The sequence below is a fragment of the Shewanella glacialimarina genome (assembly GCF_020511155.1).
Lineage (GTDB): Bacteria > Pseudomonadota > Gammaproteobacteria > Enterobacterales > Shewanellaceae > Shewanella > Shewanella glacialimarina.
Genome location: NZ_CP041216.1, coordinates 451614 through 468697, shown reverse-complemented (window position 1 = coordinate 468697; position 17084 = coordinate 451614). Strand labels below are relative to the sequence as shown.

At 42.2% G+C, this 17084-nt stretch carries 9 protein-coding genes, 4 tRNA genes and 1 pseudogene; 6 read left to right on the top strand and 8 right to left on the bottom strand.

Going from position 1 to position 17084, the window contains the following annotated elements; all coding sequences use genetic code 11:
* The first annotated feature begins 152 nt into the window (after nucleotides 1-152).
* From ushA to rimO, 4 genes are all read left to right on the top strand, one after another.
* Nucleotides 153-1895: a bifunctional UDP-sugar hydrolase/5'-nucleotidase UshA gene (gene ushA / locus FJ709_RS01940; protein WP_226412935.1), complete on the top strand. Its 1743-nt coding sequence runs from the start codon at nucleotides 153-155 to the stop codon at nucleotides 1893-1895.
* 564 nt (nucleotides 1896-2459) lie between these two features.
* Entirely contained in the window at nucleotides 2460-4616 is a 2157-nt protein-coding gene (locus FJ709_RS01935) for a TonB-dependent siderophore receptor (protein WP_226412933.1), read from the top strand.
* Between the two features lie 111 nt (nucleotides 4617-4727).
* On the top strand, nucleotides 4728-5843 hold the full coding sequence (locus tag FJ709_RS01930) for a PepSY-associated TM helix domain-containing protein (protein ID WP_226412931.1): 1116 nt from the start codon (nucleotides 4728-4730) through the stop codon (nucleotides 5841-5843).
* Between the two features lie 187 nt (nucleotides 5844-6030).
* A complete protein-coding gene (gene rimO / locus FJ709_RS01925) occupies nucleotides 6031-7458 on the top strand; it encodes a 30S ribosomal protein S12 methylthiotransferase RimO (RefSeq protein ID WP_226412929.1) in 1428 nt (475 codons plus the stop codon).
* Nucleotides 7459-7489: 31 nt separating this feature from the next.
* Here rimO and FJ709_RS19645 read toward each other — a convergent pair.
* From FJ709_RS19645 to FJ709_RS01900, 5 genes and pseudogenes are all read right to left on the bottom strand, one after another.
* Nucleotides 7490-7579: pseudogene (locus FJ709_RS19645) on the bottom strand (pentapeptide repeat-containing protein); the annotation flags it as partial.
* A 93-nt stretch (nucleotides 7580-7672) separates the two neighbouring features.
* Nucleotides 7673-7749, bottom strand: a tRNA-Pro gene (locus FJ709_RS01915).
* 73 nt (nucleotides 7750-7822) lie between these two features.
* Nucleotides 7823-7899, bottom strand: a tRNA-Pro gene (locus FJ709_RS01910).
* 26 nt (nucleotides 7900-7925) lie between these two features.
* Nucleotides 7926-8001: transfer RNA gene (locus FJ709_RS01905), tRNA-His, on the bottom strand.
* A gap of 49 nt (nucleotides 8002-8050) precedes the next feature.
* A tRNA-Arg gene (locus FJ709_RS01900) sits at nucleotides 8051-8127 on the bottom strand.
* A gap of 218 nt (nucleotides 8128-8345) precedes the next feature.
* On the opposite strand from FJ709_RS01900, the gene FJ709_RS01895 reads away from it, so the two are divergent.
* Entirely contained in the window at nucleotides 8346-10940 is a 2595-nt protein-coding gene (locus FJ709_RS01895; RefSeq protein WP_226412927.1) for a bifunctional diguanylate cyclase/phosphodiesterase, read from the top strand.
* Between the two features lie 99 nt (nucleotides 10941-11039).
* Here the strand turns inward: FJ709_RS01895 and rep are convergent, their stop codons facing one another.
* Nucleotides 11040-13052: a DNA helicase Rep gene (gene rep, locus FJ709_RS01890; protein ID WP_226412925.1), complete on the bottom strand. Its 2013-nt coding sequence runs from the start codon at nucleotides 13050-13052 to the stop codon at nucleotides 11040-11042.
* Between the two features lie 142 nt (nucleotides 13053-13194).
* Here rep and ubiK point away from each other — a divergent pair, with 142 nt between their 5' ends.
* Complete coding sequence (ubiK, locus tag FJ709_RS01885; RefSeq protein WP_226412923.1) at nucleotides 13195-13443, top strand: ubiquinone biosynthesis accessory factor UbiK; 249 nt, start codon at nucleotides 13195-13197, stop codon at nucleotides 13441-13443.
* A gap of 90 nt (nucleotides 13444-13533) precedes the next feature.
* Here the strand turns inward: ubiK and FJ709_RS01880 are convergent, their stop codons facing one another.
* Both FJ709_RS01880 and FJ709_RS01875 read right to left on the bottom strand, forming a co-directional pair.
* Nucleotides 13534-15192, bottom strand: a complete 1659-nt coding sequence (locus FJ709_RS01880; RefSeq protein ID WP_226412921.1) for an amidohydrolase — start codon at nucleotides 15190-15192, stop codon at nucleotides 13534-13536.
* Between the two features lie 183 nt (nucleotides 15193-15375).
* Nucleotides 15376-16995 (bottom strand): methyl-accepting chemotaxis protein, encoded by a 1620-nt coding sequence (locus tag FJ709_RS01875; RefSeq protein ID WP_226412919.1) that lies wholly within the window; start codon nucleotides 16993-16995, stop codon nucleotides 15376-15378.
* Nucleotides 16996-17084 lie beyond the last annotated feature (89 nt).

Here is a 17084-nt window from a genome sequence, read left to right as displayed (position 1 = left end):
ATCAGTTAAGCCAATAAAGCAGCACCGGTATCGTTCTGGCTGCTGCTTTTTTTTAACTGTACTGCCGTTGCCTTATATCTCATCTTGGCGCATTTCTCTCACGATGATAAAGCTAGTGGCAATGTGTATCTGTTTAATATTGAAGGATTATTATGAATACTTCACTCCGTCCTTCTAGCCTACTTCTTACCTGCTCAGCAATCGCACTTGCGTTGACATTGAGTGGCTGCGGTAAGAAAAAGCTAGAAGAGGCTCCTAAAGCGCCTAAGGTGACGGCATCTGTCGCCTGTATTGCTGCAGGCGATGACTGCAAGCGCTTCACCCTGCTGCATACCAATGACCACCATGGCCGTTTTTGGCATAGTGAAAACGGTGGGTATGGTATGGCAGCACGCAAAACCATTCTTGATCAGATCCGCAAAGAGGTGATTGAACAAGGAGGCCAGGTTTTGCTGCTCTCCGGTGGCGACATCAATACTGGCGTTCCTGAGTCTGATCTTCAAGACGCTGAGCCAGATTTTATCGGCATGAACCATCTTGGTTATGATGCTATGGCCGTCGGTAACCATGAGTTTGATAATCCATCAACAGTGATGGATAAGCAGAGGAGCTGGTCAAAATTCCCTTGGTTATCGGCCAACATCTATCGCCAAGTCGATGGTGAATGGCAACGCTACTTTGAGCCCTACAAGCTATTCGAAGTTCAGGGCTTAAAGTTAGCCGTTGTTGGTTTAACTACCGAGCAGACAGCAGAGATAGGTAATCCAGAGTATGTTGAAAATCTAAAATTCACTTCAGCTCAAGCTGAGGCAAAAGCGGTTTTGGCAGAGCTTAAAGAGCAGCATCAACCAGATCTGGTCTTTGGTCTCACCCACATGGGTCACTATGAAAATGGTAGACATGGCAGTAATGCTCCGGGTGATGTAGCTCTGGCTCGCAGTCTTGAACCTGGGCAGATTCAAGCCATCATTGGCGGTCACTCACAGTTGCCTGTCTGTATGGAAGGGGACACGGGTGAGTACGTAAAGAAATATGCTCGAGATGAGCCTTGTAAGCCTGATCGTCAAAATGGCACTTGGATCATGCAAGCCTACGAGTGGGGTAAATTTATTGGCCGTGCTGACTTTGAATACTATGGTGGCGAGCTTCATCTGGCTAGCTACGAGCTCGTTCCAGTGAACACTGAAACCAAGTATGGTTTCATGCAGCATTCTTCTATGCTAACCCCCAAAGATCCGGAAACCCTCGAGTTACTGCGTCCATATCAGCGCAATGGTCAGGTAAAACTGCGAGAGGAGATTGGTGTTGCGAAGGCGGATTTCATTGGAGATCGAAAGGTTGTTCGTTACCAAGCGACACCTCTAGGGATTATGATAGCCCATGCTCAGACTCTGCTCTCTGTGCCAGCAGATTTTGGCATCATGAACTCCGGCGGTATTCGTACCACCATAAAGAAAGGGCCTATTCGTTATCGTGATGTGCTTGAGGTGCTGCCTTTTTCTAACAGTGTCACTGTGACAGAGATGAATGGTGCCGAATTGAAAAAGTATTTGTCTAAGGTTGCGCTTATGACTCAAGGCTCTGGAGGCTTTGCTCACTTCAGCGGCATCAAGATGACCGTTGACTGTAAAGCTAAGGATGTTGATATCAGTGCTATTGGTGACAAGCCCTTCAAGCCAGAGAATAACTATCGATTTACCCTCCCTAGCTATAATGCTGCGGGCGGTAACAAATATCCAAAGTTGAAGGAAAAGGCGAGAGACACAGGCTTTGTTGATGCCGATATGCTTTATCAATTCATCAAAAAGCATGGAACACTCGATCCTATTGATTATGACACTGCGAAAGATGTTCGCTATATCAACTCTAGAAATTCTGATGGCTGCAGCAGCTAAACTTATTACCTAATAAGGTTAATCGGCTGCTCTATTAACACCCTAAACAGCGCCCTGCCTTTCGGTTTGGCGCTGTTTATTTTAAGGGATGTGCCCGGAAAACCGATCTCAAGGAAATACGTTTTTGAGACTCTTAGGCTTGAATGATAGCGGCGAAAAAATGCGTTAAATATTCAAAATCAGTTAACAATATTATATTTACTCATCATAAATTCAATTACCTACGCTTACCCTCCATTATTAAGAGCAGAATAAATATAATACAACCTAGATAAAACCCACCAAAAACAATGTCGTACAGAAAAGCTTTCAGCATGAAAATGTTTTTTAAACTGCTCAATAATCCCAAAAAACTCTCATTATTTTTACAGGATTCTACTCTGAATCATGCAATTTCCGGGTTTCTAATAACAAACGCTCTTCGGTATTTCTTTACAATCCACCATAAGTGTAAATGGTAATCATTTCTATTTAGATTCGTGTGTTATTTATATAAACTATGCCTGAAAATTACCTCTGCGCATTAACCGCGTTTTCTTCGCTCGCTATAAAGATGATCAAAAAATGAAACGATTAACACTGTCATATGCCATACTTCTCGCACTGACTCCTATCAGTCAACTGCATGCTGAAACCCCAAATGAGACCCAAAATGAAGCGGTAGATCAACTTGACCCGAGTGTTGAAACGATTGAGGTTAAGGGAAGATATATTCAAGGCTACAATGCCCATTCAGCCAGCGGAGCATCACGCCTTGATTTAGCCATCAGCGACATACCGCAATCAGTATCGGTGATAACAGATGCACAACTGCGCGATTTTCAATTAAATGACATTAACTCTGCGCTCGATAGTGCAACAGGCATTAACGTAGAACGCATTGAAACCGACCGCACCTATTACACGGCTCGTGGCTTTGATGTCACTAATTTTCAAATCGACGGTGTTGGCTTGCCGCTTACCTCAGGTAATAACCATGCCGACGAAGACACCGCGATATACGATCGCGTTGAAGTCATACGTGGCGCAAACGGCTTAATGACAGGCGTGGGTAATCCATCTGCAACGGTTAACTTTATTCGTAAACGCCCAACAGATGATAACCAACTTAATATGCTAGCCAGTTATGGCAGCTGGGACAACCTACGTTTAGAAGTGGATGGCACTGCTCAATTAAATGATACTGTTACCGCCAGAGTGGTTGCAGTCAAACAAACTAAGGACTCCTACTTAGACCGCTATAAAACTGATAAAACGGTGCTTTATGCCTTTATTGACGCCAAATTTACCGATGATACCAGCCTGTCTATCAGCCACAGCTATATTGATAATGACGCTAAAGGTAACAACTGGGGCGCATTACCGCTGTATTACACTGATGGCAGTCCAACAAACTATGACCGTTCAACCAACACTTCAGCCAATTGGTCTAACTGGCAAGTTGAAAAGCAAAATACTGTAGTTGAATTAAGCCATTACTTTTCTGATAACTGGCGTTTACGCGCAACTTATTCGCACAAAGTTACCGATGAAGATACCGAGCTATTTTATGTCTTTGGAACACCAAACAAAACAACCGAACTTGGGTTAACTGGTTATGGTAGTGAATATGATTTAGACGAAAATCATAACCTAGCAGATATCTATATCAATGGTGATGTCACGCTATTTGGTAGAGAGCATCAAATTGTTACAGGCATCAATTATGCCCAAATGGACTACACAGACACCTCACTATACGACTACAGCACGGGAAATGGCTTCCCTGCAATGCCAGATTTAAATACCTGGGACGGTAACACCCCAAAGCCCACCTTTAAAGACGATCTGCGTGGCAGCGATGTCAGCGCAACCCAAAAAGCAGCTTACTTTACCGGTCGGTTTAATCTGTTTGAAGATTTTTATGTCATTGCTGGAGGCCGCTATAACGACTGGCAGGCCGCGGGTGAATCATACGGTAATGTTCAAGATGTAGAAGATGCGCAATTTATTCCTTACCTTGGCATGACCTATCGCTTCATTCCTGAATTATTGGCCTACGCCAGCTATACCGAAACATTCACCGCACAGCGTGAATTAGATATTAATGACAACACATTAGCCCCAGTAACCGGCGAAAGCCAAGAGGTGGGTCTTAAAAGTGAGCTATTCAATGGCAATCTGATTACCACCTTAGCCTATTTTGATATTCAACAAACCAATCTTGCTATGGTAGACCCTCGTACAAGTCAGCTACCTCCGACAGAACGTCGCTATATCGGCTCAGATGGCATTAGCAGTAATGGTTTTGAACTGGATATTGCAGGCGAAATTTACCCTGGATTAAACGCAAGTATTGGTTATACCGACTTTGATATTAAAGGTAATGACCAAGTTGCAGCTTACACTCCAAGTAAGTTATTTAAATTTGCCGCCACCTATGACTTAGCCTTAATTGAAGGGCTCACATTTGGGCTTAATATGCGTTGGCAAGATGATATACAGCGCTCACAAGGCGTGGTTGGTGCTGACGTCATTAATGCAGGACAAGAGATCACGACTCATCAAAAAGCCTATGCCATTGTTGATTTAATGGCTAAATATCACTTTACCGACAGCCTTGACCTCACTGTTAATGCCAACAATGTTACCGATGAAAAATACCTTACCAGTCTTTATTGGGCACAGGGATTTTACGGTGCACCGGCTAATTACAGCGCCACAATGAGCTGGCGTTTGTAGTCACGAATCAAACCATACACAAACAATAGCGTAGAAAATTCTGCGCTATTACTTTGTCATGATAAGTGTCAAACCGAATCTAAAGCACAGACAACCTACACAGAGGTAAGCATGAGAAAAACCCTCTTTAAATGGCACTCCTATGGTGCACTAATTGCCATGTTGCCTATCTTAATTATGTCGATAACCGGCAGCATACTGGTTTTCAAGGTGGAAATAGATAGTCTACTGAGACCCGAGCACATGCTTGTCGATGCACAGCCCACAACGCCAAGAGTTAATTTAGACACCTTAATGCAAACTACACTAGGGGCTAATCCTGATTATGAGTTAGGCGGATGGGAGTTATTTGATGATAAGTCACGTTCAGATGCTGCATACCTGATTAAACGCGGTACAGAAGATTGGAATAAAGTCTATATTAATCAATATACAGGGCAGATTTTGTCACAACCTCAACCTATGGATCACTACATCACCGACTGGCTACTCGAACTACATTACTCATTTTTACTCCATGTAAAAGGGGCTTCAGTAGCCTTTATTGCGGCACTCATCATGTTATTTTTAGGGATCAGCGGTATGATTATTTACCGTCGATTTTGGGCAAAATTATTCACCCTGCGCTTAGGTACAGTAAAGCGTATTTTGTACAGCGACATCCATAAAATGATTGGCATCATTAGCTCACCAGTACTGATTATATTGGCTTTTACTGGGGCTTATTGGAATATCAGCGGCATTATTCATGAAGTCACAGAACACCGTGACGGCGAGCATGTGTATATTACCAAACCTTTATACAACTTAGATATTTCCTTTGAGCAACTACGTCAACAGTCATCTAAAGAAATAGATAGCTTCCAAACAGGCTACCTTGCCATGCCGCACGAACCTGGGCGGAATATCGATTTTTACGGACAAGTCGACACCACAAACCCACTGAATAGCGAATACAGCAGCGTGGTCAGTTTTGATAAAATGAGCGGTAAATTACTGACAAAGCAAGATATTCGCCAAGCAGGTTTTTTAATGGTGTTTATCGACAGTTTTCGTAAATTACACTTTGGTTATTTTGGTGGCTTAATCACACGTATCATTTGGTGTTTTTTAGGCTTGATGCCAGTATTTTTAGCCTTCACCGGATTTTATTTATATTGGCAGCGACGCCAATCTAAAGTGCAGTCAAAACAAAAACGCCAACAAGTCTTAAACGAGGCTATTTAGTTAACAATAAGATGGTTTTAGCACACTCACTCACATAGAGGTTCAATCGAACCTCTATTGCCACACAATAAAAACTTCCCCGCGTTGCTTTCATTAGCTGTAATAGCAAAAAGACTGCTGTATAATTCCGCCACTCCAATTTTGGCTGTTATCTACTCGTTTTTTTATACCTATTTATAGAGGCACTATGACTGTTAATCACTATGACCCTAAACAAACCACTACCCTAGCGACACCCAAGAAGGTCATAGAGGAACAAGCAAAATCAGCATTAAGCCTAAATAGCCCAATACAAGCTAGCGCGGCTAAAATTGGTTTTGTCAGTCTTGGCTGTCCAAAAAACCTTGTCGATTCAGAACGTATTCTTACCCAGCTACGTACAGAAGGCTATGACGTAGTCTCTACTTATGCCGATGCTGACATGGTTATCGTTAATACCTGTGGCTTTATTGACAGTGCGGTACAAGAATCTTTAGACACTATCGGCGAAGCATTAGCAGCTAATGGTAAAGTACTGGTAACAGGTTGCTTAGGGGTTAAGAAAGATGAAATTATTGAGCTACACCCTAACGTACTAGGCGTAACCGGCCCACATGCGTATGACGAAGTACTTAAACAGGTTCATCAGCATGTTGAAAAACCAAAACACAATCCATTAATCGATTTAGTGCCAGATCATGGTATTAAACTGACCCCTAAACATTACGCCTATTTAAAAATATCAGAGGGTTGTAACCACCGTTGTACTTTCTGTATTATCCCTTCAATGCGCGGTGATTTAGACTCTCGTCCCATTGGTGATGTGTTAGGTGAAGCGCAGCGTTTAGTCAAAGCTGGCGTTAAAGAATTATTGATTATTTCACAAGACACCTCAGCCTATGGTGTCGATGTAAAACATAAAACGGCATTTTGGGACGGCATGCCAATCAAAACCCATATGCAGCAGCTTTGTGAAGAATTAGCCAAACAAGGTGTTTGGGTGCGTTTACACTATGTTTACCCTTATCCGCATGTGGATGACATTATTCCATTAATGGCGCAAGGCAGCATTTTACCGTATTTGGACATTCCGTTTCAGCATGCCAATAAACGCATCCTTAAATTGATGAAACGCCCAGGCAGCTCAGACAAAGTGTTAGAACGCATTGCTAAATGGCGCGAGATTTGCCCAGAATTAGTGATTCGTTCAACTTTTATTGTTGGTTTTCCAGGTGAAACCGAAGAAGAGTTTGAAGAATTATTAGACTTTTTAGAAGAAGCACAACTTGATCGCGTAGGTTGTTTTAAATACTCGCCAGTAAAAGGTGCTAAAGCCAACGACTTACCAGACCATGTGCCTGATGAAGTAATGGAAGACAGATTACAACGTTTTATGGCATTACAAGCACAAATCAGTGCCGACAAGCTGCAAGCGCGTATTGGTCAAGAGTATTTAATCTTAATTGACGAAGTGAACACCGAAGGCGCTATTGGCCGCTCATACATGGACGCACCAGAAATTGACGGTAAAGTGTATTTAACCGACGAGTTTGATGTGCAGCCTGGCGATCAAATTTGGGTGCAAATTATTCATGCCGACGAGCACGATGTGTGGGGCGTACGCGTAGAAGACTAATCGGTCATTAATCAATGATAACTATGCCAGCTTAATCGCTGGCATTTTTACAGTCGTCACACTCAGTTAAGCAACTATCAGTTAAGCAACTGCCGGTTAAATCACAATCAGTTAAATCACAATCAGTTAAAGTAGGTTAATCATTTAATCTTATTGAAGAGATTTTATTTCAGATAGCAAAAAGCCACTCATAAGAGTGGCTTTTTGCTTTATGTGGTCGGTGATAGAGGATTCGAACCTCTGACCCTCTCGTCCCAAACGAGATGCGCTACCGGGCTGCGCTAATCACCGAGATTTTTACTTGAAAACAAGTCTGATATTTATTTAACTTTGAGGCTAAATTCGCTATAAGAAAGCGGTAATTTGGTCGGTGATAGAGGATTCGAACCTCTGACCCTCTCGTCCCAAACGAGATGCGCTACCGGGCTGCGCTAATCACCGAAATATACATAAAACAATAAATTGAATGGGGTGACTGATGGGGTTCGAACCCACGACAACCGGAATCACAATCCGGGACTCTACCAACTGAGCTACAATCACCACTGACTTTCAATCTTACTAACCAAATCCGACAAAACATACTACCGGATGGTGCGCCCAGAAGGATTCGAACCTTCGGCCTTACCCTCCGGAGGGGTACGCTCTATCCAGCTGAGCTATGGGCGCTCTCCTTGGTTAGCGACGCATATACTAAGGATAAATTGCCTCTACGTCTAGCCCTGATTTACTTTTTTTAACTGACTGATTAACTTTTGACTAATCTGCCGTAATTGTCATCATTATACGCAGCAGAATATTACTTGGATCACGTATCAAACTATGCTAATTATATGTGTTGAAGTAACTGATTTCTTTTTATATTTAATGGGATAAAGCAACTGCTAATGATAGATAAGGAAGTTAATTATCCAAAGCTAACCAATGACGTTGAATCACTTCAACGCCGTGTCATGCGCTTAAAGCGTTTGGCCGCTAAATATAAACGGGCGGAAATCATTCAAAATGCTTTATTAGGCATCTCTAATATTGCAACTAAAGCGGCATCTTTAGATGATTTCTATATTGGAGTTCATCAACATTTACAACGCTTAATTCCTGCTGACAACTTTTTCATAGCATCCCAAAATCCTAAAACAGGCATGATGAGTTTACCTTTTTTTGCCGATGAAAAAGACCCACATCCAACTGAGTTATTCCCTGATGAAGAAATCTCTGCAATTTTAAAGCGCGGCATAACGGGCTATGTGCTTCGAAAAGGTCAACCTTTACTGTGTGACGGCGCAGGTTTTGATCAACTTATTGCCCAAGGTGAAATTGAAGGCTTAGGTTCGCCATGCCACCAATGGCTTGGCGTGCCCATTAAAAGCCAAGATATGGTTAGTGGCGTACTGGTTGTTCAAAGTTACAATGACCAAATTAATTACGGTGAACTTGAACTCGAATTAATGGGCTTTATTAGTCATCATATTTCTGGTGTGATGGAGCGTCTGCGACATAACGAGCAACTTGAATTAGCGATTCAAGAGCGTACTAGAGAATTAAGCCAAGCGTATAACAGCCTTAAATCAGAAGTAAAAGAGCGAGTAAAAGCAGAAAACTTACAAAAGTCATTATTCGAAATAGCTGACTTATCTGCTTCCAATGTTGCTGAGCATGATTTTTATAATCGTATTCATCAAATTATTAGCCAACTTTTACCCGCACAAAATTGTTTTATCTCTTTCATTGATAAAAATAATACTTTGTCATTTCCATTTTATGTATCGGAAATGGACAGTGAACATCCAGCCAGCCGCCCAATGCAAGATGGTTTAACCGAATATATTTTGCAACACAAGCAGCCAAGGCTACTCAGTGGTGATGATATTAAAACCTTGATTAAGCATGGTGACATTTATGCCCAATCACCGGCACTGAATAGAACTGAAATGATGCATCAATGGATAGGCATACCATTAGTGATTAAGGGCGAAGTTGTCGGTGCGCTAACCATTTACAGTTTAGATACAAAACAAAATTATCAAATCAGAGATCTTGAACTGCTGACTTTCGTTTCACAACATATTGCTAATGCGATTGAACGCAAAGATGCGGTTGATTCATTAAAGCGCAGCCATGAATTGCTCGAAGAAAAAGTGACTACGCGAACCCAAGCCCTGGCACAAATGAATATCAATCTACAGGAAGAAGTTAATCAGCGCCGTAAAATTGAAGCGCAGCTTGTTCACGATGCCCAGCATGATAATTTAACCGGTCTGCCTAACCGCAATTATCTTATGGAGCGATTATCACAAGCATTGAAACATGTTAGGCGCCATGGATTAGATCAGTTTGCGTTACTGTTCATCGATTTAGACCGCTTTAAAGTAATAAATGATACTTTTGGTCATCTTGAAGGTGATCGGTTTTTAATTGAAACCGCAAAGCGATTAAACAATTGTATTCGTGAAAATGATACCTTAGCCAGAATGGGTGGAGATGAGTTCGTGGTATTACTTGATACCATTCATGGTACTCAAGATGCGGTAGAGGTAAGTGAACGGATTTTGCATCAAATCAGTCAGCCATATTTGTTAGCCAATCAAGACTTTGTTTCGGGAGCCAGTATCGGGATTGCGTTCAGCAACACCAGACAATTAGAAACCAGCGAGTCCATATTACGTGATGCTGACAAAGCCATGTATAAAGCTAAATCAAATGGTAAAGGCTGCTATATCATTTTCGACAGTAAACTAAGCTATCAGTCTGAACAGCAATATGATTTAGACCAACAGTTAAAGCAGGCTATCAATCAACAACAAATTAAAATAGATTACCATCCAATATACGACATTGATCAAACAACCGTGCTGGCGATTGAGCCCAAAACACACTGGCACCATGATAAACATGGAAAATGGGACCATGCTAAATTACTGCAGCTTGCCAATAGCTCACAACTCGAACTCGTCCTGGATGATTATATCTTCAAACGATTAAACCAAGATTATCCTCAACTGAAGCAACAATTTGGTAAAGACATACAACTATATATGCCTATTTCAAGCCAGCATGTAAAGCACAAATACGCGCTGCGAAATTTGAAAAAAACTGTCAAAAGTAGCGAAATAGATTTATCTAAATTAACGCTTTTTTTCAATGAAAAGTCCCTCGTTAAAGACACTGAAAATCATCTCAACGCATTTGATATTATTAAGCAACTTGGGGGAAATATTGGCGTTGATCACTTTGGGACGGGTTATAGCTCACTCAGTAGCTTGAGCTTTTTGCCGATATCAACTTTGATGTTAGATAACGAAATCAGCAAACATTTACTCAATGAAAACCAATTGAAATTAGTTAAGGCGTACCGCTTATCGGCTGATGCATTAGATTTAAAGATTGTGGCTACAGGTGTTGATACCTTACAACAACGCCAACAATTTTTAGAATTGGGCTACCGTATAGGTCAAGGACGAGCGTTAAAGCTCGCACACTGATTAATTTTAGCCTTGCTTACTCATTTAACAATCGCCTTCGCCCTTTAACTCAGGCAGCACACACTTTAAACATCACCTTTTAAACCTCACCCAGGCGTATTACTTTTTAAACATATCCCTTAGATTGGCAATGTTGCTTTTACCCGACTCTACTCTTTGCTGTTCTGTTTGTTGTGGTTTGCGATTTTCCCAGATTAAATCATCCTGTGGCAGTTCCATCAAAAAACGACTGGGCTCACAGCGCATAGTCTCACCAAACTGACGACGTTCGCGACAAATAACAAACCACAGCTCACGCTGCGCCCGCGTAATACCAACATAAGCTAAGCGCCGCTCTTCATCAACATTATCTTCATCAATGCTAGATTGGTGAGGTAAAATACGCTCTTCTACGCCCACCATAAACACAAATGGGAACTCCAATCCTTTTGAAGCATGCAATGTCATTAACTGTACTTGATCGCCGCCTTCATCTTCACTATTACGCTCCATCATGTCGCGTAAAGTGAGTCGCGTTACCACTTCGGGTAAAGTCATCGGCTCATCTAACTCATCACCCTCAAGCATTTCGGTCACCCAGCGATAAAGCTCTGAAATATTCTTCATCCGCATTTCAGCTGCTTTGGCGCTTGTACTGGTCTCGTACAGGTAATCTTCATAGTTAATACTGCGGATTAACTTTTTAATCGCATCGACAGATTCGCCCCGCTTGGCTATCTCTGCGGTATCAACAATAAACTGGCCAAACTGATATAAAGATTTTATCGCAGCTGGTGCCAGTTCATGGTTTAAGCCCGCATCAAAAATAGCTTCAAACATTGAAATATGTTTTTGATTGGCAAAGTTGCCTAAGCGTTCTAAGGTTGCTGGACCAATACCACGCTTAGGTAAATTCACTACCCGCAGAAATGCATTATCATCATCGGGATTAACCACTAAACGCAGGTAAGCCATAATGTCTTTAATTTCAGCGCGGGAAAAAAACGACGTACCACCACTGAGCTTGTAAGGAATACGGTTGGTCATCAACGCCCGCTCAAGTAAGCGCGATTGATGGTTGCCACGGTATAAAATGGCGTATTGGCCAAATTGGGTACGGCCAACAAACTTATGCCGAATAATTTCCGCAATCACTCGCTCAGCTTCTTGTTCTTCGTTCGCTGCAATCAATACCCTCAATGGTTCGCCATAGGCTAATTCACTGAATAGAGCCTTTTCATAAACATGGGGGTTATTAGCAATCAAGATATTAGCCGCACGTAAAATACGCTGGCTAGAGCGGTAGTTTTGTTCCAGTTTAATCAATTTAAGCCTAGGGAAATCAGTGCCTAATAGGACTAAATTTTGCGGTTTAGCCCCGCGCCATGAGTAAATAGATTGATCGTCATCGCCCACAACGGTAAATCTTGAACGCTCTCCCACCAACAACTTTACTAACTCATATTGGCTGGTATTGGTGTCTTGATACTCATCCACCAGCAAGTATTGAATGCGAGTTTGCCAACGGGTGCGCACTTCTTCATTCATACGCAGTAATAATGTAGGAATAAGAATTAAATCATCAAAGTCTAATGCATTATACGCTTTCATGTGCTGCGCATAGCGCTGATACAACATGGCAAATAACTGCCCTTGCTCATCTTTAGCTAGCTTGCGCGCTTGCTGTGGAATAACCAACCCACCCTTCCAATTAGAAATGGCTGACGCCAGAGATTTAATTAAATCTTTATCTTCATCTAACTCGTCTTGGGTTAGCTCTTTTAATAGTGCAAATGTGTCTTGATCATCAAATAGTGAAAAGCCCGCTTTTAAGCCTAACACTTTGTGTTCACGCTTAATGATTTCTAGCCCTAAAGTGTGGAAAGTGGAAATCCATAATCCACGCGCTTCTTTACGGCCCATAGACTGAGCCACACGTTCTTTCATCTCACGAGCGGCTTTATTGGTAAAGGTTACCGCAGCGATATTACGCGCCTTATAGCCACACTTTTCGACTAGGTAAGCTATTTTATTAATGATAACTCGCGTTTTACCACTGCCAGCGCCCGCTAAGACCAGACAAGGGCCTGAGACATAATGTACTGCTTCATTCTGTCCTGGATTGAGTTTCATTAAATAACTTTCCCACTATTAAACACGAAGGCGGATCATAGCAGATGGTAACTTGGTAGAGTTAACAATTTTGACGTCATATTTTGCTGCTAGCATCTGCCTAAGCTACAATGGCTGCAATATTGGCGTAGGAAGGCAAATCATGATTAATCCAAAGAAAATAGAAGAAGTGGCCAAACAGCTCAGCGAAAACTTACCCAGCGGTGTTAAGCAATTTGCAGCAGAGTTTGAAGAGCGCAGTAAACAGGTGTTACAGAACCAACTGATGAAATTAGATGTGGTGTCGCGCGAAGAATTTGAAGTACAACAACATGTGCTATTAAAAACCCGTGAAAAGTTAGAAGCTTTACAAGCCCAAGTCACTGAGCTAGAAAAACGCTTAGCTGAGTGATATCTCAACTCAATGCATTATAAACACCAATAAAAGCCTCTTTATGAGGCTTTTTTATTGGTAATTATGACGGCTATTTGAACTTGTGCATCACATATCAAATTGACTATTTTGATACACTAAACGGCCATTAACCCAGGTACTTATCACTTTACTGCGCCAAATATCTTCAGGCTTAACCGCAAAGTAGTCATCACTGACTAAAATGAAATCAGCTTTTTTACCCACTTCAATTGAGCCTATTATGGTTTCTTGATGACCAGCGTAAGCAGCCGATAATGTGAAACTATCAAGCGCTTCTATACGGGTAAGCTTTTCTGCCGAGAGCCAACCGTCTAAAGGTTGATTATCTCGGTCTTGACGGGTTACCGAAGCATGTAAACCAAAGTAAGGGTTAGGTGATTCCACCGGAAAATCAGAGCCGTTAGCAATACGGGCATTAGCATTCAATAACTTGCGCCATGCATAAGCTCCGACTAAGCGTGCTTTACCTAAACGATTTTCAGCCATATTCTTATCACTAGTGGCATGGGTTGCTTGAATAGACGCTATTACTCCTAATTCGGCAAAACGATTAATATCACTCACCTCTAGTATTTGTGCGTGCTCAACTCTGTGCCTTAAGGTGGGCGATTTGGTTTTTGCTATCGCGGTTTGATAGTTATCTAGCACTACTTTATTGGCGTTATCGCCAATGGCATGGGTGTTAACCTGAAACCCTGCTGTCATCGACTCTAGAATTAACTCAGCTAACTTGTCATTGGAATACAGCATTAAGCCTTTATGGCCATGTTGATCACTATAATCTGCCAATAAAGAGGCACCGCGACTGCCCAAAGCTCCGTCTGCCGATATTTTAACGCTATCCATTTTGAACATATCGTCAGCGGTTTTGAACGGCCCTTTGGCAAGATAAGTAGCATACTGGGGATCTTCCACCGACAGCATGGCGTTAATACGAATAGGCATAGCATTAGCTTTGGCCAATGCTTGATAGGCGTTAATATTATCAATACTCACACCGGCATCGTGCACACTGGTTAACCCGTAAGAGGCTAGCGACTCCATTGCCGTGACTAAAGTCGACTCAAGCTGCACCGCTGTCATGCCAGGAATAACCTCATATACCAGGTTCATCGCGTTATCGATTAACACGCCCGTAGGTTGGCCTTCGCTATCTAGAATAATTTCACCACCTTCTGGTGATTTAGTGGCTGCGGTAATACCGGCGAGCTGGAGAGTTTTACTATTAACCCACAATGCATGACCATCTACTCGACCAAATGCGACTGGAGTATCGGCAAAGACTTTATCCAAGCTAGTTTTTGTGGGAAATTTTTTACTGTCCCATAGCTCTTGGTTCCAGCCTCTGCCGAGTAACCAACCCTGTAAAGGCATTTGATTTACAAAAGATTGTGCACGGCTAATGGCATCAAGTTCACTTTGGGTCGCCACTAAGTCAACCCGCTGAAGACTTTGACCATAACCCAGCACATGACCATGGGCATCAATTAAACCCGGCAATAATGTTTTACCTTTGCCATCAATAATGGTCACGCCTTTTTCAAGCGCTAAATCAGGTTTATCTATATAAACTCGCTCGATTTTATCGTCAGTAAACTTAACTGCTGAAAATGTTTGTAATTTGCCTTTATTAACGCTGTAGCCTTGAATATTATGAATTAGTGCGGTTTCCGCCCAACTTGGCGTACAACATAATACAATCAAACCTATTGCCAATCTTTTCATGTTTCGTCCCTATCAGAATATTAAAATCAGCTCCCATTAAATGTTAATAATTCGTTATAAGCAAGTCGATTAACTCAACTAAAGAGTCACCATAAATTGAGTACTTTACTGTGAGTCACTTTTACAATGGACACAAATAAAAAGGCCGCTAATCAGCGGCCTTTTTCTCACATAGATAATTGTTTATATTTCGAATTTCTCAATCTCAGCCTCTAAACTGTAGGTGAGCTGTTTGACATCTTCACTGACACTATGAGCCTGTTCAGAAACCGTATTAGTTTTAGAAGCCATGTCTGCAATCACCACAATACGCTGGGCAGAGTCTTCGCCGGCAGCTAACTGCTCGGTAGCCGCTTGAGATATTTGCTGGCTCATATGGGCAATATCAGATAATGACTGGGCAATGTTTTTAAGCTCGTCGGTAACCCGTGTTGATTTTGTGACTGTCTCTTCACTGGTCGCAATACTTTCTACCACAGAAGCCTTGGCGTCTTGGGTCGCCTTTTGCAGCTTATCAATCATTTGCTTAATCTGTTCAGTACTGGTTTGAGTGCGTTGTGCTAACTGCCTAACCTCATCTGCTACCACGGCAAACCCGCGCCCTTGCTCGCCAGCTCTCGCCGCTTCAATGGCGGCATTTAATGCTAATAAATTGGTTTGCTCAGCAATGCCTTGAATCACTAATAATACACTGGCGATGTTATTCACTTCATCGTCTAACACTTGAATGTTTTTACCCGCGCTTTCAATCTGGTTTTCTAATAGCGAAATCGTTTTAGCTGATTCTTGGGTAAGTCTATGGGCATTAATACCTTGCTGCTCTGCGGCATTAACCGACTGTGCGGCCTGTTTAGCATGTTCAACAACATTGGCAGACGATGCGGTTAGTTCAGTAATCGCAGACGCTACCATTTGCGTTTCATCATGCATTGCACGCGTCAGTTGATCTAGCTCATTAGAGCGTTTAGCTGAGCCGTCGGCCTGCTGATGAAGGGTGTCGGTAACGCTTTTTATTCCTCTAACCACTCCCTGCAAGCCTACTTGCATATAATTCATTGCACCAACCACACTGTCCCCCTGAGCTGCAGAAAATGCCTGGTGCTGGCGTAAATTACCCCGCGATACGCTTAACACAAATTGATGTACTTGCTCAATTTCTGCCCCTAGCGAGTGACGTAACTTAAAGCCAAATCGAGCTAAACTAAGCGATAAAATAATTGCCACAACAACGGCAAAAGTTAACAAGCCACTGGCGACAGACCAGTATCTTGCGTCCGCTTCAGCATAGCTGATACCAGTGCCCACATACCAATGCCATACCTCTGACTGTTGCACAACAGAGGTTAATGCAACGACTTCACCTTCTCGCTCTGACGTCCATTCATAGGTCAAAATCTTGCTGGTTTGGTTGCCCACGAGTTGTTGTACCATTTGACCAATGCTTTTACCGCTGGCATCAACAAAGTCATTAAAGCTAGTTCCATGCAATTGCGGATCATGCGGTGTGGCAACAAAGTCCATATTATTATCAACCACATAAACATATTCAGAGTCGTGATATTTGTTCTCACGCAGCACTTGGATGGCTAATGCCTTAGCTTGCGTTTCGCTGAGTTCACCTGATAGTTGAAATTGCTCAAATTGAGCCACAATATTGGCAGTGCTTTTCATTAATTGATTAATACGGGCAATATTATCACTGTGACTAGAGTCTGATAATGCATGTAAACCGCCCAGGGCAATCCCTAGGTTAGACACAAACAGTAGGGTAGCAAACAAGATTATTTTTGTTTTCAATGTCATAGGGAAACCTCATCTCTATCGTAATACTGGAGTAGTATTTTGTAAATTTATTGCCCTACTACACCACAACAATGACAGCGGTGTCATTA